This is a genomic window from Fibrobacter sp. UWB13, assembly GCF_900177805.1.
GTDB lineage: Bacteria > Fibrobacterota > Fibrobacteria > Fibrobacterales > Fibrobacteraceae > Fibrobacter.
The window spans coordinates 682,204-708,227 of sequence record NZ_FXAX01000001.1; the positions used below are offsets into that span (position 1 = coordinate 682,204).

Annotated in this window: 21 protein-coding genes; 9 read left to right on the forward strand and 12 right to left on the reverse strand. The window is 48.6% G+C overall.

Features of this window, described 5'->3' with window-relative positions:
• The first annotated feature begins 5 nt into the window (after positions 1-5).
• Complete coding sequence (locus tag B9Y77_RS02925) at positions 6-566, forward strand: methylated-DNA--[protein]-cysteine S-methyltransferase (protein ID WP_085490406.1); 561 nt, start codon at positions 6-8, stop codon at positions 564-566.
• Between the two features lie 2 nt (positions 567-568).
• Here the strand turns inward: B9Y77_RS02925 and B9Y77_RS02930 are convergent, their stop codons facing one another.
• Positions 569-982 carry a Rossmann-fold NAD(P)-binding domain-containing protein gene (locus B9Y77_RS02930; protein WP_085491424.1) on the reverse strand — a complete coding sequence of 138 codons (414 nt, stop codon included), beginning with the start codon at positions 980-982 and terminating at the stop codon, positions 569-571.
• A gap of 366 nt (positions 983-1,348) precedes the next feature.
• Between B9Y77_RS02930 and B9Y77_RS02935 the strand changes: the two genes are divergently transcribed.
• Positions 1,349-3,010, forward strand: a complete 1,662-nt coding sequence (locus B9Y77_RS02935; protein WP_085490407.1) for a diphosphate--fructose-6-phosphate 1-phosphotransferase — start codon at positions 1,349-1,351, stop codon at positions 3,008-3,010.
• A gap of 263 nt (positions 3,011-3,273) precedes the next feature.
• Here B9Y77_RS02935 and prfB read toward each other — a convergent pair.
• Together prfB and B9Y77_RS02945 are read right to left on the reverse strand one after the other, a co-directional pair.
• A protein-coding gene (gene prfB / locus B9Y77_RS02940) for a peptide chain release factor 2 (protein ID WP_139829247.1) occupies positions 3,274-4,384 on the reverse strand; the annotation gives its coding sequence in 2 pieces (ribosomal slippage) (positions 3,274-4,311 and positions 4,313-4,384; 1,110 coding nt in all).
• 150 nt (positions 4,385-4,534) lie between these two features.
• Positions 4,535-5,542 (reverse strand): peptidylprolyl isomerase, encoded by a 1,008-nt coding sequence (locus tag B9Y77_RS02945; RefSeq protein ID WP_085490408.1) that lies wholly within the window; start codon positions 5,540-5,542, stop codon positions 4,535-4,537.
• Positions 5,543-5,702: 160 nt separating this feature from the next.
• On the opposite strand from B9Y77_RS02945, the gene B9Y77_RS02950 reads away from it, so the two are divergent.
• Entirely contained in the window at positions 5,703-6,566 is an 864-nt protein-coding gene (locus tag B9Y77_RS02950; RefSeq protein WP_015732470.1) for a carbon-nitrogen hydrolase, read from the forward strand.
• Positions 6,567-6,682: 116 nt separating this feature from the next.
• Entirely contained in the window at positions 6,683-7,705 is a 1,023-nt protein-coding gene (locus tag B9Y77_RS02955) for an agmatine deiminase family protein (RefSeq protein ID WP_085490409.1), read from the forward strand.
• Here B9Y77_RS02955 and B9Y77_RS02960 read toward each other — a convergent pair whose 3' ends face one another.
• On the reverse strand, positions 7,706-8,290 hold the full coding sequence (locus tag B9Y77_RS02960; protein WP_085490410.1) for a ribonuclease H1 domain-containing protein: 585 nt from the start codon (positions 8,288-8,290) through the stop codon (positions 7,706-7,708).
• 161 nt (positions 8,291-8,451) lie between these two features.
• Here B9Y77_RS02960 and B9Y77_RS02965 point away from each other — a divergent pair, with 161 nt between their 5' ends.
• The 3 genes from B9Y77_RS02965 to B9Y77_RS02975 are packed head-to-tail and all read left to right on the forward strand — an operon-like array spanning position 8,452 to position 11,836.
• A complete protein-coding gene (locus tag B9Y77_RS02965) occupies positions 8,452-8,904 on the forward strand; it encodes a hypothetical protein (protein ID WP_254899897.1) in 453 nt (150 codons plus the stop codon).
• Between the two features lie 2 nt (positions 8,905-8,906).
• A complete protein-coding gene (locus tag B9Y77_RS02970) occupies positions 8,907-9,779 on the forward strand; it encodes a PHP domain-containing protein (RefSeq protein WP_014545083.1) in 873 nt (290 codons plus the stop codon).
• A complete protein-coding gene (locus B9Y77_RS02975; RefSeq protein ID WP_254899898.1) occupies positions 9,779-11,836 on the forward strand; it encodes a TonB-dependent receptor in 2,058 nt (685 codons plus the stop codon). The genes B9Y77_RS02970 and B9Y77_RS02975 overlap by 1 nt, the downstream gene beginning before the upstream one ends.
• Positions 11,837-11,840: 4 nt before the next feature.
• Here B9Y77_RS02975 and B9Y77_RS02980 read toward each other — a convergent pair whose 3' ends face one another.
• Together B9Y77_RS02980 and B9Y77_RS02985 are read right to left on the reverse strand one after the other, a co-directional pair.
• A complete protein-coding gene (locus B9Y77_RS02980) occupies positions 11,841-12,836 on the reverse strand; it encodes a calcium/sodium antiporter (protein ID WP_085490412.1) in 996 nt (331 codons plus the stop codon).
• A gap of 6 nt (positions 12,837-12,842) precedes the next feature.
• Positions 12,843-13,847, reverse strand: coding sequence for a porin family protein (locus B9Y77_RS02985; protein WP_085490413.1), 1,005 nt, complete (start codon positions 13,845-13,847; stop codon positions 12,843-12,845).
• 102 nt (positions 13,848-13,949) lie between these two features.
• Between B9Y77_RS02985 and B9Y77_RS02990 the strand changes: the two genes are divergently transcribed.
• Together B9Y77_RS02990 and guaA are read left to right on the forward strand one after the other, a co-directional pair.
• Positions 13,950-15,488 (forward strand): leucyl aminopeptidase family protein, encoded by a 1,539-nt coding sequence (locus tag B9Y77_RS02990; RefSeq protein ID WP_085490414.1) that lies wholly within the window; start codon positions 13,950-13,952, stop codon positions 15,486-15,488.
• A 90-nt stretch (positions 15,489-15,578) separates the two neighbouring features.
• Entirely contained in the window at positions 15,579-17,414 is a 1,836-nt protein-coding gene (guaA, locus tag B9Y77_RS02995) for a glutamine-hydrolyzing GMP synthase (RefSeq protein WP_085490415.1), read from the forward strand.
• A gap of 118 nt (positions 17,415-17,532) precedes the next feature.
• On the opposite strand, the gene B9Y77_RS03000 is transcribed toward guaA, so the two are convergent.
• The 6 genes from B9Y77_RS03000 to B9Y77_RS03025 form a co-directional block, all read right to left on the reverse strand.
• A complete protein-coding gene (locus tag B9Y77_RS03000) occupies positions 17,533-20,889 on the reverse strand; it encodes a DEAD/DEAH box helicase family protein (protein WP_085490416.1) in 3,357 nt (1,118 codons plus the stop codon).
• Between the two features lie 84 nt (positions 20,890-20,973).
• Entirely contained in the window at positions 20,974-22,002 is a 1,029-nt protein-coding gene (locus B9Y77_RS03005) for a PD-(D/E)XK nuclease family transposase (RefSeq protein WP_176221704.1), read from the reverse strand.
• Positions 22,003-22,135: 133 nt separating this feature from the next.
• The gene (locus tag B9Y77_RS03010) at positions 22,136-23,245 is read right to left on the reverse strand and encodes a restriction endonuclease subunit S (RefSeq protein ID WP_085490418.1); all 1,110 of its coding nucleotides are present in this window, start codon (positions 23,243-23,245) and stop codon (positions 22,136-22,138) included.
• A gap of 154 nt (positions 23,246-23,399) precedes the next feature.
• Positions 23,400-24,893, reverse strand: a complete 1,494-nt coding sequence (locus B9Y77_RS03015) for a class I SAM-dependent DNA methyltransferase (RefSeq protein ID WP_085490419.1) — start codon at positions 24,891-24,893, stop codon at positions 23,400-23,402.
• Positions 24,894-24,990: 97 nt separating this feature from the next.
• Positions 24,991-25,581, reverse strand: a complete 591-nt coding sequence (locus B9Y77_RS03020) for a hypothetical protein (protein ID WP_139829248.1) — start codon at positions 25,579-25,581, stop codon at positions 24,991-24,993.
• Complete coding sequence (locus B9Y77_RS03025) at positions 25,581-25,898, reverse strand: DMT family transporter (RefSeq protein WP_073424158.1); 318 nt, start codon at positions 25,896-25,898, stop codon at positions 25,581-25,583. The genes B9Y77_RS03020 and B9Y77_RS03025 overlap by 1 nt, the downstream gene beginning before the upstream one ends.
• Positions 25,899-26,024: the final 126 nt, after the last annotated feature.

The window sequence follows — 26,024 nt, forward strand, 5'->3', positions numbered from 1 at the left end:
ATGGTATGAAGTTTAATGACCCGAAATTCACAAAGATAAGCCACCGGAATGTCTGGGGCGAATGGACCTTTATCTTCGAAGGATCAAAGCTTTGTGGTCTAAAATTTCGGGAAACTTCAGATGAAGTAAAAGCGACTCCGAGCAACGTGCAGGCTTGCGCCTATGCAAGCCCCGACATGGAAACGCAATTAAATAGTCGCGTTCGCAGCGCCTACCGCAAGGCGGTGAACGAACTTAATTTGTACCTCGCAGGCAAGATCTGCGAGTTTTCTATACCCATAAAAATCTACGGCACCGACTTTCAGAAGAAAGTTCTCGAAGTCACACGCAAAATTCCATACGGTAAAACTTGTACGTACAAACAAGTTGCCGAAGCTGTCGGACATCCGCAGGCAGTCCGCGCCGTTGGGAATGTTCTGCACAACAATCCGATTCAGGTCGTCATCCCCTGCCACCGCGTGATTGACAGTCGCGGTCGACTGAGCGGTTATGCGCTTGGCGTCGGATTAAAAAGAAGGCTCCTCTGCATGGAGGGAGCCATTCCGAATGAATTAATGTTGGAATAATTTTATGCGCATTGCAGTGCACCGAGCATGTCATAGACTTGAGCTTCGATACTCAAAAGTTCCATGTCGTAATTCGGGGCCCACTCAAGAATCGGCACGTTGTTGCTTTGGGCATATTCGCGGAAGAGGCTCTTGTCGCCAACGGAATGGCCTAACAGCACCGGGCAAGTATTGTTATGAATGTTCAAGCCTTCGATGAGCTTGTCGGATTTAAATCCATAGGACAAATTGAACACGAAGTCGGCGTTGGCACATGCTTCATCGATAACATCCTTGTCGGAGTCTGCGTCACAGGCAAAGATTTCCCCAATTTCGATATTACCGATAGCGTTGAACACACCATCCTTAATGTCCTTGAGCATGGACAGGAGCCCATGACCCAGAATCGTATCGGATCCCCAGATCAAAACATTCATACATCCACCTTCTTTTTTGAGAATCAAGCAATGTTTGCCGGATGACATTCATTACTTTTTTCTTACGCGCCGCATATATAGTAAAATTTACTCTAATTTGGAATAAAAAGTTAAAAAAATCATACAAAAATTTGATTTTTATCACATTTCGTAAATAAATTAAAAGGCGAGTGCCGCGACCATACTTGTATGGTCATGGTCGAGCCGTAAGGTTGGCGCTTGCGCCAGGATGGGTTTAAGTTTTTCCGAGCTGGGGCCCCGCCCGCATGACGTACTTTTTGGTTCTTGAAAAGAATAATTACTATATTTACGCCGGATTTTAACCAAAAACCCGCCTTTTTGCGGGATTAACAAAAGGAATAAACAATGTCCGAAAATCTCTCTGTACTGACCAAGGCCCGTCAGGCCTATCAGCCGAAGCTCCCGGTCTCCCTCAAGAATGGTGCCCTGAGCGTGAAGATTAACAAGGGTGCAGCTACGGAATCCGTTAGCGACCAGGCAAAGATCAAGGAACTCTTCCCGAACACCTACGGTCTTCCGGTTGTTCAGTTCGAAGCTGCCGAAGCCAAGGCTGGCAAGGCTCTCCGCATGGGCGTGGTTCTCTCTGGTGGCCAGGCTCCGGGTGGACATAACGTTATCGCTGGTATCTACGACGGCATCAAGTCCGTTTCCAAGGATTCCGTCCTTTTCGGTTTCCTCGGCGGTCCGAGCGGTCTCGAAAACGGCAAGTACATTGAAATTGACGACGCCAAGATGGACGCCTACCGCAACGCCGGTGGCTTCGACATGATCCAGTCTGGTCGTACCAAGCTCGAAACTGAAGAACAGTTCAACAAGTGCATCGCTGTTGCTAACAAGCTCGACCTCGACGCTATCGTTATCATCGGTGGTGACGACTCCAACACGAACGCAGCTGTTCTCGGTGAATACTTCCAGTCCAAGGGCGTCAAGACCTGCGTTTGCGGTTGCCCGAAGACCATCGACGGTGACTTGAAGAACGAATACATCGAAACCTCTTTCGGTTTCGACACCGCTGTGAAGACCTACTCTGAACTCATCGGCAACATCATGCGCGATGCTAACTCCGCTCAGAAGTACTGGCACTTCATCAAGCTCATGGGCCGCTCTGCTTCCCATATCGCTCTCGAAGCCGCTCTCCAGACCCACCCGAACATCTGCCTTATCTCTGAAGAAGTCAAGGCTAAGCAGATGAAGCTCAAGGACGTGATCAAGCAGGTTGCTGACGTTGTCTATGCTCGTGCAGCTCAGGGCAAGAACTTCGGTGTCGCCCTCATTCCGGAAGGCCTCCTCGAATTCATCCCGGACGTTGGCGTCCTTATCTCTGAACTTTCTGAAGCCCTCGCCCACCACGAAGCTGAAGTCGAAGGTCTCGACACGGCTGCTAAGGTCGAAAAGCTCTGCGCATGGGTCAGCGCTGAATCCGCTGAAGTCCTCAAGAGCCTCCCGGCTGGCATCCAGGCTCAGCTCATGCTCGAACGCGACAGCCATGGCAACGTTCAGGTTTCTCTCATCGAAACTGAAAAGCTCATCATCGAAATGGTCAAGAAGGAACTCAAGAACCGTGGTGACTTCAAGGGCAAGTTCTCTGCTCTCAACCACTTCTTCGGTTACGAAGGCCGTTGCGCAGCTCCGTCCAACTTCGACGCAGACTACTGCTACAGCCTCGGCTTTGCTGCCTCTGTTCTCGCCCTCAATGGCATGAACGGCTACATGAGCTCAGTCCGCAACGTCACCAAGGGTATCGAAAACTGGGTCGCTGGCGGCCTTCCGATCACCATGATGATGAACATCGAACGCCGTCACGGTGCCGACAAGCCGGTTATCCGTAAGGCTCTCGTTGAACTCGAAGGCCCGATGAGCGCTCCGTTCAAGTACTTCGCCGCTCGCCGCGACGAATGGGCAAAGACTGAATCTTACACCTACCCGGGTCCGATCCAGTACTGGGGTCCGAGCGAAGTTTGCGATATCACGAACTTCACGATCAAGCTCGAACGCGGTGCAATGTAATCTTTGATTGCATAAAGCAAAAAAGAGAAGCTCAACAGAGCTTCTCTTTTTTTTCGAGATGTAGATGCCCGCTCGGTGGCGGGCATGACAGGCATGCAAAAAATGGCGGGCAAAGCCCGCCACATTTATTAATTTAACTGGATGGGGCTAAAGCCCCAACTCCTTGGCTCGGTTATAAAAAAGAGCACGCTCTTTTTTGCAACACTCGCCTTCTGAGTTGTCTTCGCTTCGCTCAGGATGACGAATCACGAAAGCAAGGCGCGTTACTGCTTATTCGCTTCGCTTGTGCTCAGCAGATAAGCGTCGATGAACGGCTTGATCTTTCCATCGAGCACGCCTGCCGTGTCAGACGTTTCAACGCCTGTGCGGAGGTCCTTCACGAGCTGGTACGGCTGCAACACGTAGCTGCGGATCTGGCTACCCCATTCGACCTTCTTTTTCTCGGCCATGCGGGCATCGCGCTTCGCTTCTTCTTCCAAGCGGTAGTGTTCTGCGACCATGGTCTTGAGCATCTTGTAGCAGGTTTCACGGTTTTGGATCTGGGAACGTTCCGTCTGGCAGCTCGCCATGATACCTGTCGGCAAGTGGGTCATGCGCACTGCGGAATCCGTCTTGTTGATGTACTGACCACCAGCACCACTACTGCGGTACGTGTCCACGCGCACTTCGGACATGTCGAGATCGAATTCCACATCTTCGTGTTCGGGGTACAGATAAACGGCAGTAAAGCTCGTATGACGGCGGGCATTGGCATCAAACGGGCTGATGCGCACCAAGCGATGAACGCCGATTTCCGAACGGAGCAAGCCGTAAGCGTTTTCGCAAGTGATTTCAATCGTAGCACTCTTGAGACCCGCATCTTCTGCTTCCTGGAAGTCCACAACCTTGAAATCCATCTTTTCGCGTTCAAAGAAATGCGTGTACATGCGGAAAAGCATGAGCGCCCAGTCCTGGGACTCTGTACCACCTGCACCCGGATGGATGGACATGAGGCATGCACAGGCATCGTCCGGACCGTTCAGCATCTTCTTGAATTCCATAGCTTCGACTCTAGACTTTAGGTCTGCAATGTCGGATTCAAGCGTCGCCGTAAGGTCGGCAGATTCTTCGTCCTTGCTCATTTCATAAAGCTCGGCAAGGTCGTCGCATGTCTGAGAAACTTCTTTCCAGGAATCAATGAGACCCTTGAGGTTCCCAATCTTTTTCATCATTGCCTGCGCCTTTTCCTGATCGTTCCACAGGTTCGGGTCGCCGGAATCCTTTTCAAGGACGTAGAGTTCTTCGGTCTTTGCCTCTAAGTCAAAGATACCCCCAGAGTTTATCGATGCGGCTGCGCAACTCGATAAGCCCGGTATGTGTAGTGTTGAATGCCATATCAAACCTCTAATATCAGCTAGTTAAAAAAAGAAGTGCCATCCTGAGTGCAGAACCGTAGATTCAAAATCGAAGGACCCAAAAGGATCTCTGGATTCTTCGACTTCGCTACGCTTCGCTCAGAATGACACGTACAAACAGTTCGTGCTATTACTTAGCAGAGCCGATTGCCTGAGGCGGTTCGTACTTCTTGTCGAGGTACTGGACCTTGTAGGTCTTGCCGAGGTCGTCGAGGTAAGCCTTGAGCTTAGCCTGGCGTTCCTGTTCAGCCTGCACACGCAAGATGTAATCGATCTGGTGCTTGTAGCTTTCAAACTTGCCGTCGTTCTTTTCAGTAAGCATGAAGATAGACACACCGTCATTTTCCGTAATGACTTCGGAAATTTCACCGACCTTGATCTTGCCAACAGCCTTGGCGAAAGCGGCACTCTTGGACTTGGCGAGGAACTTGTTCATGATACCGCCAGTCTTCTTAGCATCCTTGTCGTCGCTGTACATGGCAGCAAGCTGAGCAAACGTAGCCTTCTTGGAGCGAACCTGGGCTGCAAGACCCTTCAACATATCCTTAGCGTCGTTGATTTCCTGAGCGCTCTTACCCTTGGTAGAGATAAAGATGCGGGCACCGCTAATCGTATCGTTGATAGCGACCTTAGTCTTGTTGAGTTCCCAGAAAGCCTGGAGCTGCTTTTCGGTCGGAGCTTCCGGATACGGAACCTTCTTTTCGAGAATCTGTTCGCTCTTGAGCTGGTCTTCAATCTTGGACTTGAACTGAGCCATCGTCGTGTTAGACTTCTTGAGTTCCTTCTGGAAAGCTTCTTCGCTCGGGAACTGCTTCTTGAAGAGTGCGGTCAAGCTGTCCACCTTGGATGCGGAAACCTTGATGCCCATCTTCTTGGCTTCGAGCTTGATGAGTTCCTGACCCACGAGATTGTCAACAACGGCATAGCGAAGTTGAGTCATCATTTCTTCAGTCAACTTCTGGCCCGGAGCCTGCTGCTGACCGAGCATGGTTGCAAGGCTATCGATTTTACCAGCAGAAATACCGGTCTTTTCGACACGGATGACATCGATGCTTTTCGTATTCATCAACTGAGCAGAAGCAATACCGGCAGTAACGAGCACGGCAGCAACACCACGAGAAATGAGTTTAAGAGACATTATTTATCCTTTTATTAAAAATATCAAGGTTTTTAAAATTCAAGGGTTAATATAGAAAACTTACAACTCACACGCGTATCATAATCGTGATTTTACGCAAACAAAACAATGTTCTTACAAAAAATTGAAGTTATGACTCGTTTTTGCTAAATTATTGCACATGAACAAGATTAAAGTATATACGTTGCAAGGCAAATGGACCGGGGATTTCGATTCCAATAACAAGTGGTACAAGGACGAAGCGCTCAAGCTCAAGGGCAAAGACATCGATTTGCTCGTCCTCCCCGAACTTTTCCACACTCCGTACTTCCCGTTCGAAGAAAACGCAGACTTTTTCGATTTAGCGATTGAAAAGGATCACCCGATTGTCGCCGAATGGCAAGAAATTGCAAAGGAACTGAACGCCGTTGTCGTGTTCCCGTTCTTTGAAAAGCGCGCTCGTGGCATCTACCACAACTCGGCATTCGTGTTTGAACGTGACGGAAGCATCGCTGGGCTTTACCGCAAGAGCCACATTCCCGATGACCCCGCCTTCTACGAAAAGTATTACTTTATTCCGGGTGACACCGGTTTCGAACCGATCAAGACGAGCGCAGGTACGCTTGGCGTGCTTATTTGCTGGGACCAGTGGTTCCCTGAAGCCGCCCGTATCATGAGTCTCAAGGGTGCCGACGTGCTCATCTACCCGACCGCAATTGGCTGGATGGATTCTGAACCCAAGGAAATTTACCCGCGACAGCAAGATAGCTGGATGACAGTCATGCGCGGACATGCGATTGCAAACCGCACATTCGTGATTGCTGCTAACCGCTCGGGCGTCGAAGGACACCTCACGTTCTGGGGCACAAGCTTTGTCGCTGCACCGGACGGATACATCTTGCAAAAGTGCGATCCGGAATTCTTGGGTGCAAGCTATGTCGAGCTCGACCTTGCCGAAACCGAAGAAAATCGCCGTTGGTGGCCGCATTTCCGCGACAGACGCGTGGACTTGTACAAGGACATTTTGAAGATTTGGGCTGATTAGTTGTTAGCCGTTAGTCATTAGCTATTAGTAAAAAAGGCAGCAAAGCTGCAATTATAAGACTAAGGACCATTGACTAATGACTATTGACCAAAGATTTAATATAAAGGATTTTTTCCATGACGAAAAATTCAATTCGTTATCCGGCGGAATGGGAAAAGCAGAGTGCCACGTGGCTTGCATTCCCGCACAACAAGACGAACTGGTATGGTGAACGCGGCATCAACATCCGCAAGTTCTATGTAGAACTTATCCGTAATATCACGGAATTCCAGCCGGTGAATCTGTTGCTCCCCGCCAAAAACTTTTTGACCGACGAAGAAAAGGCATCTCTCGCCAATCGCCCGTTCCCGGTGAACTTTATCGTCATCAAGACAAACGACATCTGGATTCGCGACTACGGTCCGTTCTTTATGAAAAAAGGCGACAAGAAGGTCGTTACCGAAACGCAGTTTAACGCCTGGGGCGCCAAGTTCCCGCCATGGGGACTCGATAACGCCATCCCGCAGAAGATTGCCGAAAAGCAGGGGCTCCCGCTCAACGAAAGCGTCCCGTTCATCTTCGAAGGCGGCGCTATCGAAGTCAACGGAGATGGTCTCGGCATTACGACCGAAGATTGCCTCGTCGGCAAGAACCGCAACGATGAAAAAGACTTGAAGAAAGTCGTCAAAGCTCTTTGCAAGGCTTTTGGCCTCAAGGAAATGCTCGTACTCCCGCACGGATTACACGGCGACCACACGGACGGCCACATCGATAACGTTGCACGCTTTGTCGCTAAAGACAGAGTCGTCATGTGCATGACGGACAACAAGCGCTCCCCCAACTACGCGATTTTGACCGAAGCCCAGCAGTTCATCGAAAGCTGGCTTAAGGAACATTACGAAACCGCCAAGGTCGATACGCTCCCGCTCCCGCCGCAGCGCGTGCTAGATGACGGACAAATTCTCCCAGCATCGTACATGAACTACATCTACGTGAACGGTGGACTCATCTTCCCGAAATACAAGTGCCCGAACGATGCGAAGGCAAAGAAGTATTTCGAGAGCGTGTACCCGGATCGCAAGGTAATTGGTATTGATTGCCGCACTGTGATTGAAGAAGGCGGCAGCCTCCACTGCATGAGCAAGCACGAAAGCGAGTAGTTATTTCTTTCTCGCTTTTGCGATTGCTTCTTTTGCTAGTTTATCTACAAGTTCGTTCCACTTGACGCCAGTATGGGCGGCGACCTTTTCGAACTGCACACGGTGCAGATAAGGTTTTGCAGCCGCCACATACATCTTGGCGATATTGCTCTTGGCTTGCCATTCACCCTTAGCCCAGCGCGCAATGCCTTCGTAGTCGTGGCAAATAACGCCCTTCATATCGTGCGCATCTAGCCATCTCATCGCCTGGAACGAAGCCATCACTTCCCCATCGATATTCCTACTTTCAGCATCGAATGCCGTAATTCCCGAACCACGGGCAAGTTCATTGTCGTCTTCAGTTACAACAAACGCCCAGCCGGCAGGGCCAAATCCAGGCGAAAACGAACCATCGACAAATACACGGATCCCATCGGGCGCAGGAGCCTCCATTCCGTCGAGCCAAGCTTGCGCTTCATCGCGGGAACCGAAGGATTTGAACAAAACACCTTTAACCCCATGCGTGAGTTTTTGGCACTCGTCCCACGTGGTTACAATTTTCTTTTCATTTTCGCTTTTTACGGCATAGAACTTCTGTTTAGGCATGGCGCAAATTTAATATATTTTTATCGAATTTAGAATTAGGAGACCTTTTGTTTTCTTCACGGTACTTTGCCGACGGCAAAAATTATTTTGCAATGCGCTTTCTTTGCAAGCCATTATTATATCGTTGGTTTGCCAAAAAAGCAGGAGACATAAAGAACTCCATGACATTTTCGTTCCCCGAATGCTTGCAGAACGGCGAAAAAGTCGTGTTCTTCATGCCCGAGGAAAAGGAAGTCGCTAAAGTCATCCTAAGCGAAATCCCCGACGAAAATCTCAAAAAAATCTTGTTTGTTGCCCACGGCGATCTAGAAATTCTCTTTTCAAAGACAAAGGCTCAAGTTTCTTACTACACCGATAAAGGCTGCCGCTATGGAGAGACCCTTTTCGATAAGCTTGAATATCAAGTAAAAACTTTTGCCCCAACAGCCTGTGTTTATCCAGGTCCGTACAAACCACAATTTTTATACCTCGCCCTCGTTAGTGGTGCCGTGTGTCGAGTCGGTTTTGATTGCGCCAAGGAGTACCCGTTCTTAAACTTAAGTCTCCACCCGCTCAAGACGATTTCGCCCGCTAGGATGATGGCACGCTATTTTACAAAGGGTAAAAAAGGCTAGCCATGCAAAAGATGTTTTCGACAATCATCACCGAAAATGGCGGCTATGCAGACTTGCACATGCATACCAAGCTCTCTGACGGTACACTTTCCGTTGATGAATTGCTCATGCTCTGCAAGCGCAAAGGTCTTCGTTGCATTTCCATCACGGATCACGACAATCTCGACAGCTACAAGCTCGCCGAAGAACCCGCCAAGGAAATCGGTCTCGAAATCATCCCTGGAATTGAAATTTCTGCCGTGTGGCAGGGCAAGGACATCCACATTCTGGGTTACTTCTGCGACCCGACGAACCTCGCCTTGAACATGGAACTCGAAGATTTTGCCAAGCAGCGCATCGCCCGCGTGAAAGCGATTATCAAGAAGTTGAATGCGCTCGGCATAGGCATCACATTCGAAAAAGTGCATTCGTACTGCAAGGGGAAAATCATCGGACGCCCACACATCGCGATGTCGCTCGTCGATGAAGAATACATTTCGAACTTCTCCGAAGCGTTCACGAAATACCTCGGTGACGGTTGTATCGCTTTCGTCGAAAAGAAAGGTCTCAACCCACAAGAAACAATTCGACTGATTGAAAACGCTGGTGGCATTGCCGTACTTGCCCACCCATACAAATCCGGGCTCAGCGACAAGTTCATCGAGAACATGGTGGAATGGGGTATCCAGGGCATGGAAGTCTACAGCCCTGCGCAAAAAGGTGCTGTTGGACGCAAGTACAAGGAAATGGCTCAACGGTTTGGTCTTGTGGGCACAGGCGGTTCCGACTTCCACACCGAAAACGGGACTTACCCCCCAGGTTGCATGAAAATGCCCTACACAGTTGTCCAGGCACTTCGAGAAAGACGCGAAAAGTCTCGTGCAGAATGGTTCTAATGAATCGTGGAATTCTTCTAATTGCTGTATTGTCGACGCTTGTATCAAGCGTTTTTGCTGATGTCATCCACGCCAAGCAGAGCAAGCGCCCCGCTCCGCAGGACTCTGTTTTTGAAACGCCGAACTCCCCCGACCCAGCACCTCGAGAAACAGATGCTGGTCGTTGGGTCATTCCGCTGCGCGAAGTCATGCAGCGCACGTACGACCTTTCTGGGCAAAAATCAGAATGGGTGCTCGGCACGTCCATCCTCGGTAGTCCGGAACTCCCTGCCAAAGCTCTTGGCATTGGTAGCTTAAGCAAACGCTACCCGAGCAAGCTTGCGGGCATTTACACGACTCGTTTAAGCTATGACGGTTCGACGCTCGCCCTCAATGGCGAAAACGGCATTCTCTTTGAAGAGCGTCATGGAATCCCGGTCGATACGCCGATTACAGATGTGAACTGGGAACGCGGTGCATTTGAAGGCAACGCTTTGCGACTGGAATTTCGCCGCCTCATTACAGACTCGGTGACGCTCGATCTCGGTGTGGCAAGCCATTCCGACATGCTCTCAAAGCCGTATGAATACCAGCCTGTGACGCATTCGCCGTATTTTGCATTGGGTCGTGACTCTACGCAAATTCCGTTTGGCGGCCGTAACATCGCCATGAACAGCATGCACCTCCAGCCCATTGTCACTTGGCGATTTGGCTACGGCAAGGCTTTTGTGAAGATAAACTATTTAAGTCTCGACAATGCCGACAATACAACGCACGAAGTTTTGCTCGATACACTTGACCCGACAGCTCGCAATTTTCAGACAGACCCGTACAGGATTATCATCGAATCTCGCACGTATGGCGGAGGCGTTGAATTCTACCCCATCAAGGATTTGACGCTTGGCACAGAAATCCATTACGGCAATCACGAAATAGAATTGCGTAAGCTCTCCAGGATTATCAAAAGTTCGGACACGACTTACAATGAAAACGGGCTACGCAGCATCAACATCAGTTATTACGACACGAGCAAAGTCCGCAATTACGAAACGATTCTCGGAAACTTCGATGTTCGCTACAACGCCTTCCTGAACCCGAAGCTCCATTTTGAATATGAATTTTTAAACACCGAAGAATCGGGCAGCGACACGAAAAAGAAAACGCATTACCAAGACCGCGAAATTGGTTATGCCGAAGTTTCCGATACGCTTTTCGGGAAGGCTCTTTTCCGTGTGCAAGCAGGCATGCAGCGCAACAGTTCGCTCCTTAACGAGGTCAAATTTGCACCCGCGTTTTCAATTGATGGAACGTACTTGCTTCCATATCATTTGATGGCAAGCGCCTCGTACCGCCACGACAACAAGTTCCCGGACGTGAATCAAATCAAGCTAATCGAAACAGGACGAATTGCATTCCCGAACGAAGACCTCAAGCACGAAGTGCGCGACCGTACGACCGCCAATCTCGTGTGGCAAAAACGCGATGTCTTTTACGGTCTTGGTCTGCGCTATGAACATGCCAACAACTTGATTAAGCCCCACTGGGCTATTGCAGGGCGAATCGATTCAACGAGTTCATACGACGATATTAACGATGTGACGATTACCGAAGTTACCGATTCTCTGGAAAACGCCTTCCGCTACGAAAATCTCGATCATGCCCATACGCTCGACTGGTTGATGCAAATCGGCTTCCGTCTTGGAAACTGGAAATTCTACTTCGAACGTGGCGAAAAAATCACTCGCACAAAGCTTATCGATACACCTTCGCTTTACTACAAAGGCAGTATCCATTGGCAAAATCGATTTGTGAAAGATAGACTCGGCGTGAGTGTTCGCGTGGACTTCCAGTGGTTCAACAACCGCTATGACTGCACCATTGATGAGAATGGCAAGCCCAAGCTAGTACAGCTCAACAAGTACTTAGCGATGGATTTCGAAGCGCGTATGCAGATTCTCACGTTTGAACTTTACAACCGCATCGAGAATTTCAATCACAGCATTTACGCCCCGGAATCCGGCTATACGCCTGAAGGACTCCGTTTCGCTTACGGCATCGTCTGGACCTTTGGGAATTAATCGTTTAAACCGCCTGGATTCCGAGCAGTACTAAATATGCGATGTAAAGGCTCAAGAAGAGCGCTCCACCAATTCGTCCAAAACCACTCACACGCTTGCCATTCTTTTTCTTGAAAGGGATACAGATAAAGAAAAGCAAAAGCGTGAGAGCAATCATAATTGGCACGTCACGACTCATGACTTCTGGATCTGCCGCTTTTATCGGTGCAATAACAGATGCAAGCCCGACTACGACAAGCGTGTTAAAAATATTCGAACCAATTACGTTTCCGACGGCTAAATCATTTTCGCCGCGACGAGCGGCTGCAATAGAGCTTGCAAGTTCCGGAAGAGACGTTCCAATTGCGACAATCGTAAGCCCAATCAGCAAGTCGCTCACACCAAGTGCCTGTGCCGTGTAGACAGCGCCCCAGACCAGCATTCTCGAGCTTACAATCAAAAGCACAAGCCCCACAAGCAGCCATGCGAAAGACTTGACGATTGATACTTTTTCGGCTGGCAAATTTTCATCGGCGTTGTCTGCAAGTTTTGCCTTTTTGCGCTTACGTTTCTCGTGAAGCTCCATTGAAATGTTGAATGCCGTAATCACCACAAAAGCGAGCAACAAGACAACACCATCAACAAAAGAGACATTCCCATCCATCAGCAAAACAACCGTCAAAGCGGTCATTGCCATAAGAATCGGAATATCTCGAACCATAGCCTGCTTCTTGACGACAACCGGAGCGATAAGAGCCGTTGTACCAAGAATCAGTGCTATGTTTGCAATGTTGGAACCATAAGCGTTCCCCAACGCAAGCTGTGGAGAATTGTTCATTGCAGACAAAACTGAGACGACCATTTCTGGCGCAGACGTTCCAAAACCGACAATAATCATGCCGATTAGGAATGTGCTCATGCCAAAAAATTGGGCCACGCCGACGGCCCCATCCACAAACCGGTCTGCACTCCAGACCAGAAGAACAAGGCCTACGACAATGGCCACAATAGCAAGAATCATGTTATACTATAATGCGTAGAATGTTGCACCAACAGAAACAGCCTTCGAGGACAGGTTGTTGACACCGCCCCAAACTGATGACGGGAAGTCGTCATACTGGTTGTTGAGTCCCCAGCAGAAGCGGGCGTCGAAACCAATGTAACGATTAGCACGGATGCCAAAGCCAACGACAATCGACCAGTCAATCGCAGAACGATAATCTTTGTCCATCATATCGAACTTACTTGTTCTTTCAGAAGACTTTAACTTAAAGTTATCCGAAACGGCAAAGGACGGCTGGAGACCCACGTCGAAATGGAGATTGGACCTCGCTCCCTTCAATGAGAGGAGGAGCGGGATAGAGATGCGATACTGGTTGAACGTGGCGCGGTATTCACCATACTTTCCATCAACGTTATAACCGAAACTGTTGGACACTTTATCGTGTTCAAACATCACACCCGTCTTGATTGCCATGTTGTATTCATCGAGCGGGATAAGGGCGAATGCACCGACATTCCAAGTCAAGCCAGAATAGCTGTCGTATTCATAACGACCATTATCCCCCGACAGGAATTCGTTACCAATAAAGCCCTGAAGACCAAATGTAAACTTCAGCGGGATAAGCCCACGAAGTTCATCTGTGTCGATAGTTTCTGGAGAAGGCTTTTCGGTAACGTAGATTGTCTTTACGGGAGCTCCGCTTGTTTCAACTTCGGAAGGCGAATAGACAGGGCGGTAAACAAACTTTTTTGTCGTTTCTTTGACTACCGGCTTGGCGGCATCTTCGCCACGGACGGCAGTCGGTTCAGAGAATAGGTTCTCCGGAGCCAGTTCTTTTTCGACTTGGGAGAACTTGTCTTCGGTATGTGTAGCCTGTTCAGCGATAGGAGCTGCTGGAGCAGGGGCTGCCTGTTCTACCGGAGCCGGTGTTGCAGCCGGAGCGGCAACTTCAGCGGCAGGAGTTTCGTTTTGAGCCATCACGGCAGAAACGGCAATAGCGGTTAAAAATCCAGTACATTTCAGATTCATATAATCCTCCAATGATAATCATGTAATATTATAGTATTTTTATAATCGAAAAACCAATATAAAAAACAAGCGCCTCATTTATAAAATGCTAGATTACGCTATATGAAAACGAATATTGTATCAACCGCTACGGGCAAAGCTAATGTAAGTGCCCTCTTTTTTGTTAAAAAGTCCGTCCAGTTTTCCAATGTCTTATCGGAAAACGCCGAAAAACAGGTTGAATCTGTTTTGAACGGCATGGAAGACGGACCGTTCGAAGACTTGGAACTTCTGGAAATTGATGGTCAGTCCACCCTTTTCGTGAACGCCGCCAAGGAACGCGGACTTTCGAGCCTCGACCACTTGCGCATGGCTGCATTCCGCCTTGCCAAGAAAGCTTGCAAGCGCCAAATTCCTGTTGTTTCGATAATGCTTGCCGACGCCGCACCGGAACAGTTCAAGAGCATTTTGCTTGGGCTTCACTATGCAGACTACAAGTTCGATGCCTACAAGAGCAAACAGAAAGAGGCCTTCCAGGTCACGTTCGAACTTGTCGCAGGCGAACATACCGCAGAATTCAAGAAGATTGCCGAAGAAGTCGCTGTTGAAAACAAAGCAATTGTGCTCGCCAAGAATTTGATCAACACAAGCTCTAGCGACCTCACACCTGCTGAATTTGTTGAAAATGCAAATACTATTGCAAAGTACACGCCGGGGCTTTCGATCAAGGTGCGCAACATGAAGCAGCTCGAAAAAGAAGGCTTCATGGGACATGTGACTGTCGGCAAGGGCAGCTCGCACGAGCCGTACATGATTACGCTCAGTTACGACGGAAGCAAGAGCTCCAAGAAAGCTGCGAAAAATGCGCGCACTTCCGCCGATCACTTGGTATTTGTCGGCAAAGGCCTTACCTTTGACACGGGCGGTCTCTGCCTCAAGCCGCCTAAATCCATGCCTGAAATGATTAGCGACATGAGCGGTGCCGCAACGGTACTTGCCGCCATCCAGGCAATTGCTACACTAGAACTCCCGATTAAGGTGAGCGCTGTGTGCTGCCTCGCCGAAAATGCGATTGGCAACAAGTCCGTATTGCCGGGAGACATCTTTACCGCCAAGAACGGCAAGACGGTCATGGTCGACAATACCGATGCAGAAGGACGCCTCGTGCTCAGCGACGGTCTTGCCGAAGCAGGCCTTATCGGAGCAACGCACATTGTTGATCTCGCCACACTTACGGGAGCCATGGTTCGCGCTCTTGGTTACGCTGTTGCCGGATTCTTCAGCAATGACGACGCTCTCGCCTTGAACGTCATCAACTGCGGTGAAGCATGCTGCGAAAAGTTCTGGAGCATGCCGCTCGAAGAAGAATACGCCGACGCCTTGAAGGATCATTTCGCCGACCTCAAGAATACAGGAAGCGATGCTGGCGCCATTGCCGCCGCCCTCTTCTTGCAGGAATTCGTGCCCGAAGACACCGCCTGGACGCACTGGGATATCGCAGGCACGGCTTTTGTGAACAAGGCTTGGAAGTACACTGAATACGGTGCCACCGGCTTTGGTGTGCAGACGCTCATCGAGCTTGCCAGAAGGATGTCTAGTGTGGCTAGCGAAGACGCTGCAAACAAAGACGACAACGGAGAATACGCCGCTGTGGAAGTCTAGGCGAATCGTTAAATAAATTGTTAAACAAATCATTAACGTGAGTATTATAAAACCTTCAGATTTCTGAAGGTTTTTCTATCTTTGCGATGTATGAAAAACGTTGATACTATTGCCGTTTTGGACTTTGGTGGGCAGTACGCTCACTTGATAGCCAACCGTGTACGCCGTCTGGGCGTGTTTACCGAAATTCACTCCCCTGCCGCTCCTGTCAGCGAACTCGAAGGCGTGAAGGGCATCATTTACAGTGGCGGTCCGTCTAGCGTTTATGCGGCTGACGCTCCGGAATACAATCCTGAAATTTTGAACCTCCCGGTGCCGAAGCTCGGCATCTGCTACGGTCACCAGCTCATCGCCCAACAGTTGGGCGGTCACGTGGAACCGGGCAAGGTCAAGGAATACGGCATTGCAGACCTTATCGTGGGCGACGAAAAGTGCCCGCTTTTGAAGGGTCTCCCGAAGGCATCCCCGATGTGGATGAGCCACGGCGACCAGGTCACCAAGCTCCCCGAAGGCTACAAGATCGTGGCCAGCACCAAGGACTGCGAAATCGCCGCCGTTGCATTCGATAGCGACAAGCCCGAACGCCAGATTTTCGGCATCCAGTTCCACCCCGAAGTCACGCACAGCAAGTTCGGTATGAAGCTTCTCGAAAATTTCGTCGACTTTACGGGTGCCAAGAAGACTTGGAACATGAAGAGCTACTTGCCGCTCATCACGCAGCGCATCAAGGACCAGGTCAAGGACCGCAAGGTGTTCTTGCTCGTGTCTGGCGGTGTGGACTCCACCGTTGCATTCGTGCTCTTGAACCGCGTGCTCGGACCGGAAAAGGTTCTCGGCTTGCATGTGGATAACGGCATGATGCGCCTCGGCGAATCCCAGAAGATTATGGACTTCCTCACGAAGGAAGGAATGAACAACCTCAAGATTCGCGACGCTAGCGAACACTTCCTTGCAAAACTCAAGGGTGTGACTGCACCGGAAACCAAGCGCGGCATCATCGGTAAGGAATTCTTGACGGTCAAGGACGAGGAAATGGCTAAGCTCAACCTCGATCCGAACGAATGGATGATGGCTCAGGGCACCATCTACCCCGACACCATTGAAAGTGGCGGCACCAAGAACGCCGATAAGATCAAGACGCACCACAACCGCGTGCAAGAAGTTTTGGACCTCATGGAAAAGGGTCTCGTGCTCGAACCGCTCGCCGACTTGTACAAGGACGAAGTCCGTGCGCTCGGCGAAGAACTCGGCATTCCGCACAACCTCGTGTGGCGTCACCCGTTCCCGGGTCCGGGTCTCGGCGTTCGCTTGCTTTGCAGCGAAGGCAAGCTCACGAACGATATGGTGAAGTTCGAAGACGTGAAGGACACCGCAGGCCAGTCCCTCGCCGACTACCTCAAAGCAAACAACATTGCAGGCCGCATGCTCCCGATCAAGAGCGTTGGCGTCCAGGGCGACGGCCGTACTTACGCACAGCCGTTCCTCATCACGACTCCGGGCTTAAGCTGGAAGGATTGCGAAAAGTTCTCTACCGAACTTGCCAACCGCTTCAAGGCCATCAACCGCGTGATTTACCAGATCGGTAGCGTTGCTGATGAAGATCCGAAGCTTGTCGAACAGTACGCCACCCGCGAAAACTTCGATACGCTCCGCAAGTTCGACAACATCTGCACCGAATTCCTGCAGGCAAACGACCTGTACGAAAAAATCTGGCAGATGCCAGTCGTGCTCGTTCCGCTCCGCACGGCTAACAAGCCCTGCATCGTGATGCGCCCGGTGAACTCCACCGAAGCCATGACAGCAAACTTCGCCGAAATCGACCAGGGATTGCTCGCCGGTCTCTGGCGCAAGTTCGAAGCCGAAGGCGCTGGCAGCCTGTGGTACGATGTGACGCACAAGCCGCCCGGAACCATCGAGTGGGAGTAAGCGGCTTCGCCGCAGTAGACAGTAGGAAGTAGACTGTAGGCAGTAGTCGCAATGGGAATAAACTAAGCATTCAAAGCTTAAAAAAAATCCGAATGAGTTTGTCTCATTCGGATTTTTCTTACCCCGACATTCCTGCTGGATCCACCACATCGTGGAGATTTTCGAGATAACGCCTTAGCGGAATAATTTTATCGTCGAACACATCCATCACGTGATCTTCAAATGGAGCTTCATTCACGACCGTATCTGGTGTAATATCGCCGTTCTCACAAACATAAGTAATGATATCTTTCAAAAACTCTTCCTGGTCAGCATTCAGCACGCTACCAGACAAAAAGTCATTGAAACGTTCCATCGCCTGTTTGCGATCCACCCCAATCAACGAACGGATTAGAACAGCCACGTTTTCGCCACACGCCATACCATTCGTATATTTGTCGTAATCTTCCTTTGAACCAAGTTCCTTCCACATGACGCGTTCCAGTTCAATGATATCGTCATTGGTCAGCTGTTCCAAATTATAAATCTTCTGCAGCACAGGATTCTTGTCTTTACGGGCGATATAGTCCAGAACCTTCTGCTTATAAGTCACTCGCGTCTGCACACCGGTACTTTCGCCGTCATCAGAAATAACATCCTCAATATCGACGGTCCAAGTTTTGCTATCTCCCACAAGGAACTTGATGAGGTCGCGGAGCTCGACACGGACACGTTCCAGCCAACCCAAGGACATGTTTTCCCAAGCGGTCGGATTCAGCACTTCCTTGAGAGTCCCCATCTTGGCGACCACCTGCGGAATTGAAGCCTTTGTCATTAAGCGTTCAGCGAGCCCTTGCACATTCACAATAGCTCTGCTAGCATTGTACTCGTTATTCACAAATCCAAGTTCAATCGCAAGCATCAGCACATCGAATTTCTTTGCGTTTTCGTCTTGCGTGTTGTGCGGCAACAATGGTGCAATATCCAGTTTCAAAGTTTGCACGTTGGCTGTAGTCAGGCAAACCCAAGCTTCGTCACTCTTGAAATGGCTCACAGCTTCCCAGCGGTTTCGCACGGAGATATGGGCATCCGAAAGCGTTGCGACTTGACCCTTCAATTCCGCCTTGATATCGTCATGCAAACTCTTGGCAAACGCATCTTCCTGATAAGTCTGATGTTGCAAATAGAATGATATTTCTGCTCGCAAACTGAAAAGCCGTTCCGTCAGCGACAAGCTCTGCTGAACCACCTTGCCATCTGGATTTTGTTCAAAATACTCAAAATTGCGGCACCAGTCGAAGATGTAAAAACATTCCTTGTCCTTGCCCACGCCATAGATATTTTCGGACAAACGCGTTCCACGGCCAATCATCTGCATGAACTTGATTTTCGACTTCACAATCTTGAAGAACACCAAATTCAGCACATCCGGCACGTCAATACCCGTATCCAGCATATCGACCGACACAGCGATTTGCGGATCCTTGTCGCGGATTTCAAGCTTGTCAATCAAGTTTTGAGCGTACGTCACGTAGTTATCAATCAAAACACAGAAATTCGGGCCATACTCCGGATAAAGTACATTAAACCGTTGAACAATAAGCTCGGCATGTTTGTGGTTATAAGCAAATATAATCGTCTTGCCGATACGTTCACCGCTTTGGACTTTCAGGCCATTTTTCATCAAATCCTGAAGAACGTTATCTATAGTATTCTCGTTATAAATGTACTTGAAGATTTCGTCGTTGCGGATATTTCGTCCGCGTGCGTTTCCACCATTCTCAGGCGAGACCAAACCCGAACCAAGCTCTTGCAAAGTTTCTTCGTAATCCCAAACCTGTTCAAGCTGAGCCTTTTCTTCGTCAGAAAGAGCACTGTACTTGATTCCTTCCTTGAGAATCATGGAGCCACGCTTGAACCCCCGATAATTCACGAGGAAACCATCAGCCACAGCATCTTCCAATTCATACGCATAGTTCGGACAACCGTTTTCCATCTCAAACGTATCGTACGTGCTCTTGTCCACCTCGTCGCGAGGCGTCGCCGTCAATCCTAACAACAAACTATCGAAGTAGTTGAAAATCGCACTGAACTTGCCGAAGATGCTTCGATGCGCTTCATCAATGATAATCAAGTCAAATCGACCGACCGAGAACTTCTTGTCGTCCGTGTCGATGTAATTAATCATCGTCTGGTACGTGCTAAAAACAATTCGGGCATTGTAGTCAATATCTTCCTTGTTGTCCTTATCGCTCAAAACCGTAATGGACGTATTCGGCAACAGCTTCGCAAAATTTTTCTTTGCCTGATCCACGAGCGATGTACGGTCTGCGAGGAACAGCACGTTCTTTACCCAATCATTACGCATGAGCACATCGACAGTCGATATCGAAACGCGCGTTTTGCCAGTTCCCGTCGCCATCACCAACAGACCACGGCGATGCTTGGCATTGTACCACTCGCACACAGCCTTGATAGCCATCTTCTGATACGGACGGTCCGTAATATTCGCCTTCACGCTAAAATCGCTAATGTCTTTGCGACCACGTTTTTGAATCAGTCGTTCTAGATCGGCTTCAGTATGGAATGCATAAAGGCGACGTGGCGGGTAGCCCAAGCCATCAATGATGTTGGTCTCGAAACCATTGGTATAGTAAATAACTGGGCGGCGGCCATAGCGTTTTTCCAGACAATCCGCATAAAGTTCCGCCTGATGTTTGCCCTTGATAGGAGAAACGGAAGCCTTCTTCGCCTCGATTACAGCGAGCGGCAATCCGTCGGCTCCGAACAAAACATAGTCCGCATAACCGACCCCATGGCCGTTCGGCATTCCCTCCACTTCAACTTCGATACAGGCCGCAGAACGCTTCACCATTCCTTCGGTGTCCAGCACATCCCAGTGAGCTTCGCGGAGCATCAAGTCGATGAACGCCTTACGCGTTTCGGCTTCGGACATTCCGCTAGGCATTTCCTTGGCTGGCTCCTTGCTCTCCAGCGCTTCCTTGTCCGCCTTGGAGACGATTTCGTCCGATTCCTGAACTTCAATTTTCGTTTCAGCAACAACAGGAGCAAACTTGCTTTCGGGAATAAGGGTCTTGTCGAAGGGTGCTACAGTTTCGACAACTTTGAGCTTCACGAGAACCGCAGCAACAACGTTGTATAAATCCAACAGCCCAAAGAACGATTCTTTTTTACCTACATGATCGTTATGAGCACCAGCGTTACCCACCTTGCGGATGTAATGAACCGCCATCATGATGCGATTGTCACCAATAAATTCACGGAACGGTTCGCCATCAATCAGCTCGAACAAAGAAGCTTTTTCCGACACCATGATGTGCTTCATGGCATAGATGGACTTTACAATGTACTCCAACGCCCTACGTGCACTGATAACACTCAAGTCAGGGTGACTGACCTGGTTATCTTCGGCGGCGGCACACAGGCTGTGCAACCGAAGCATGCCACATTGCTGTAAGTAGTCAAAGTTCTTCATAGGCTCAGATCAAATATAGACCTTATTTACCTGTAAAGATAAATTCTTTTACCCCTAACAGCAACTAAATGTACTTGAAAAAGACTACTTAGTAGCAAGAGCCGTAGCAATATGCGCGGAAGATACCCCAATAGAACGGAGGTATTTTGCAATCTTTTTATCGCGAGCGGCCATTTTCTTTTTCATTTTCGCAACTCCACGAGCCTCGCCAAGAGCCACACCGCGGGCTTCACCGCGAGCAATGCCAAGAGCCTCACCTTTAGCGAAGCCCTTTTCGTGACCTACACGACTAGCGAAACTCATACAAGCATTGTATTCATCTCTATCAATCATACTTTTAGCCACCTTTGTGATAAATAGGTCCGTCGAGTTGCTAATCCTCATACATTCATAGACTTCTGCAATGATTTCGTCCTTGCACTTGGGAGCGCGTTTCGCGAACCGCATCGTCTTGAAAAGCTTAATCCACTCATTTTCGGGCGAATCATCGTTTTTCGGAACGTATTTGGTTAGGTCAATTATAATATACCTTTTCTTCGGGTAAACTGGCAAGGCCCCCGACTTTCCGACATCCGAAGCCCTATAAAGGGCAAAATCTTCGCGGTAATTGTCGCAAAATTCAACATCGAAACAGCAAATCCAAATGGAATATACCTTTGGCATGAGGTACGGATGGCTTTTTAGCTGATTCTTGGTTGCGTTGTTAATCTGAGCAATTTTTGCATTGACCGAAAGCATCGCGGAATACAACTCGATGCGGTCAAGAAAATCCTCTTGGGCAGCCCTTTGCATCTCCACATCTATATATTCACCGTTCGCAGTCCGAGCATGTATATCGAAGCGGACTATTTTAGGTTTCTTGGCCGAAGTAGCCAAACGCACCGTCGGCTTGAGCCGTTCTACATGAACAATTTTTTGGTCGCCGTATAGACGCAAAATAGCGTTCAAGAAATGGATGAGATTTGCAATCTTCTTGAAGATTCTCTTAAAGGTCGGATCCATTGTCGGGTCGAAGAATACCTGATTCTTCAACTCAGCCTTCTTTTCTTGAATCGCCCGCAAACGAGCTTTTTTGCGGCTTAGCTTATTTAAATTTTCGCGGTTCATCTCCATGCACATTTCTCCAGAAAAAGAAAAAACATCCAAATTCTTGGATGTCTCGGTACACTTTTCTGAACCGCAAGAGGAAATGTAGAATAAGCCCCTATTTTGGCAAGGTTGAGTTTGTTAAAGTTGTGTAAATTCGTTATCCGAAATATTTGTCCATGGTGTAGTCAAGCAACTTTTGCGTGTCGGCGATGGAAGCGCGGATGGTTTCTTTTTGCTTTTCGATGGACTGGATTTTTTCGGCAAAGGATTGCTGGAGAGTGAGTGGCGGGAGAATGACATCAAATTTTCTAATAGAACCCAAGCCAACCGTTTTTTGCGCAATACCAGTCGCAACACCATCAGCCATCAACTTTACACTCTTACACAAAGCCCAATAGCACAAGAAATACGTATTCAAAAATTCCTTCTTAGGTCTCAAAAGTGCAATATGTCTTTGAAAACAAAAATCTCTTTTTTCCGTCACAACAACAGGTATTCCATATGATCCCGTAACCGTATATAATAAATCTCCAACTTGAGCCTTTCTATCATTTTTAAGAGAATTGAAATACTCCTGAGGAACATAAAATGTATCTTCAAAATTCAACATTCTTGTTTCTTTATCTATATCAGAAATAGTCAAAAATGGAATACCTCGATTAACCTTAGGAGGAGGCATATGATCCCCATCTGTTATAGAAAGGCAGACATCCCCCAACTTATTGACTTCCCAACCTTTGGGGTTTTCGATGGGGTCGCCGAACATGTCGTAAAAGATTGCCTGAGCGAGGTTATTGAGTTCCTTGAGCTGCGCGTTCTGCTTGTCGATGATACCCGTCAGTAAATCCAGCTCCGCAATAATACGAGATTGCTCCTCAAGCGGCGGGACGGGAACATCTTTTTCTCTTAGGAGCTTATAATGGCGCGAGTAACCTAAAGACGGAATATCAGCACTTTTCACGAAATAATACAGAAATTTTGGATTAAGAAAATCCTTGGGAGATAGAATTTTAACGCCGTCGGCACCAACAACAAAATCAAAGTCGATATACTTAACAACTCTTGAATGATCTCCAAACACAACTACTGGATGTAACAAACGAACTACATCAGAATCATTATTCCAATAGCCACTTATATAATCCACTTCTTGCGATACAATTGGAAATTTACCTTTCGACAAAAAGTCTTTCGTCTGTAATTTTGATACTACAGTGACCTTTTCTAGACATTCTTCGATATTCTTGTATTCCCAATTACGCTTCATTTCTTTTTCTCGCTTTATGGATTCTATCGGCCCTTCGGCAGGCTCAGGGACCTATTAGGTTGGTGAGCTTAAGCCTGTGCTGAGCCTTGTCGAAGCAAACCACGCTCCAGAATGCCACTTCCTAATCACTAACCACTGTTTACTAACCACTTTCCTACAGATACTTTTCCTTAAACTCACTCATTGCCGCATTGATTTCGTCTTGGAGTTTCGCGATGCGCTTGAAGACAGTCTTGGGATTTTCGTACTCGACTTTGACTTTTTCGATTTCCTTGTACTTGTTGATGCTGAGGTCGTAATCGTTCGCGATGATTTCATCTACCGGCACAAAGAACGACTGTTCCTTGCGGGTGCGATTTTCTTCGGCAGCGAGGTTCTTCCAACGCGCAATAATATCGGGAATGTCGTTTTCCTTACATTCGGAGCGTTTCTGGTCGAGTGTGTAGCCGTCAGCCTTCATGTCGTAGAACCATACTTTGTCCGTACCGCCCGCATTCGTCTTGATAAAAATCACGATAGCCGTCGAAACACCACTGTAGGGCTGAAACACGCCACTCGGCATGCTGATGACTGCCTGCAAACGTTGGTGTTCTATGAGTTCCTTGCGGATAGCCTTGTGGCCCGTACTGTTGCCAAACAACACACCATCCGGCACAATCGACGCACAGCGACCGCCCAACTTGAGCATTCGCACAAACAGAGCGAGGAACAAAAGTTCCGTCTTCTTGGTCTTGGTAATCGCAAGCACAGTCTTGTTGACCGCCTCGTAATCCAGGCTTCCCGCAAACGGCGGATTCGCCAAGCAAAGCGAATATTTGTTTTCGTCGGTGTTGTCCGTGCTGAGGCTGTCGCGGTAAGCAATGTCCGGATTGTCCGCACCATGCAACATCAAGTTCATTGCACCGATACGCAACATCGTCTGGTCGGTATCGAAGCCATGGAACATGTGATTGCGGTAATGGTCGGACTTGTCCTTCTTTAAAAGTTCTTTCTTGTGGTGGTCCTGAACAAACTTCGCCGCCTCCACGATAAAGCCTGCCGACCCCATTGCCGGGTCGCACACGGTATCTTCGAGCGTAGGCTCCATCATATCGACCATCATGCGGATGATGTGACGCGGTGTACGGAACTGACCGTTGGTGCCGCTCGCGGCCATCTTGCCCAAGATGTACTCGTAAACATCGCCCATCGTATCGCGGTTGTTCATGTCGAGACCGTCGATACCTTCCACAATCTTGGTCAGCGTCCTCGCATTCGGAATGAGGAACGTCGCATTGTCCATAAAGCGGCTGTAAGCCGATTCCTTGCCCTCGTTCATCGTCTTGATGAACACGAACACGTCCTTCGATATCGTCGAGAACATCACCTCGGCTTCTTTGTTTTTGAACAAGTGCCAACGCAAATTTTCGTAAGGAACATCCTTGTCCGTATCCGGGTTATGCCACTTGCCCGCCTTGAAAACCGGGTCCTTGACATTCACGCCCATGGCATTCGCTGTCGCTTCCTTTTTCATCTGGGCATCGTCCAGCATTTTCATAAAGAACAGATACGTCATCTGTTCCAGAATGGTGATGGAATTCGTGATGCCGCCCGTCCAGAAAGTGTCCCAAATCGAGTCAATACGGTTCTTGATATCGCCAGTAATCATGCAAAGTCCTAAAATTCTGTTTTAAACGGAATATAAAAAAATGCCCCGATTTAATCAATCGAGAACATTGTAATAGAGAATTTTGCAAAGGATTAAACTATTCACAATCCAAGCAGGTCCACTCCACAACACCGTCGCCATTACCGTCAAAACGTTCGCGTGTGTATTTTTCAATATCGATGAGGAATCCGATTTCGCCGGCATTTTCGGTGCAGCAACCATCACAATCGCTGTCGGAACACATGTCGTAAACCACGGCATCAATCGTCGAACCATTCATACGGAGCCTGAAGGTTTTAAGCTTGTATTTTTTCCAGTCCTTTTCGTGGACGGCAATGATGTTGTGCTGGCTCACCCATTCTTCGGTCATTTGCCCTTCAACACCAGCAAAGTAGCCAGCCCACGTACAGCCGTTGTACTCAATGCATTCTTCGCTGTCGGGTTCCGGCCAGGAGGTGTACCACGTGAGATATGCCTGATGCCAAACGGTATCCGCGACTGTTTCACTTGATGAAGACTGTGCGACATTTTCCGTGCTACTGCTAGATGGCGTTCCCGGAACGGAGTCCGGGATGACAGTGCTGGATGACAATTCCGCGGAGTTCCACACTACAGGAGCATTTTCATCACTACAGGCGACAAATCCGCACGCAAAAGCAACTATCGCAAACAACTTCAAAAATTTCATCAGTGCACATCCATTTTAGAGAAGAGGTTCAACACAACGACACCCGAAACAATCAGGAGCAAGCCAATATAAGCACCAATATCTGGCACCTGCTTAAAGGCTACAATTCCGATTATAGTAATAAACGCGACCCCAAGCGCGGACCAAATTGCATAAGCAACCGCAATCGGGATTGCTTTTAGGCAAACGCTCAAGAAATACAGCGCAGCCACGTAGCAAATGAGTGATGCAACTGTCGGCACAACACGCGTAAACTGTTCAGAGAATTTCAAAAGCGTTGTCCCCGCTGTTTCACAGACAATCGCAAGCAAAAGCATTAAGTAATACAATTTTGCACCTCCATCTATTACAAAATAATAAAAATTTGTACAAAAAAAGAACCCGTTTCCGAGTTCTCTTTTTACAAATGGACTTTCAGCGGGAATGACAATTGTGGAGCAAAG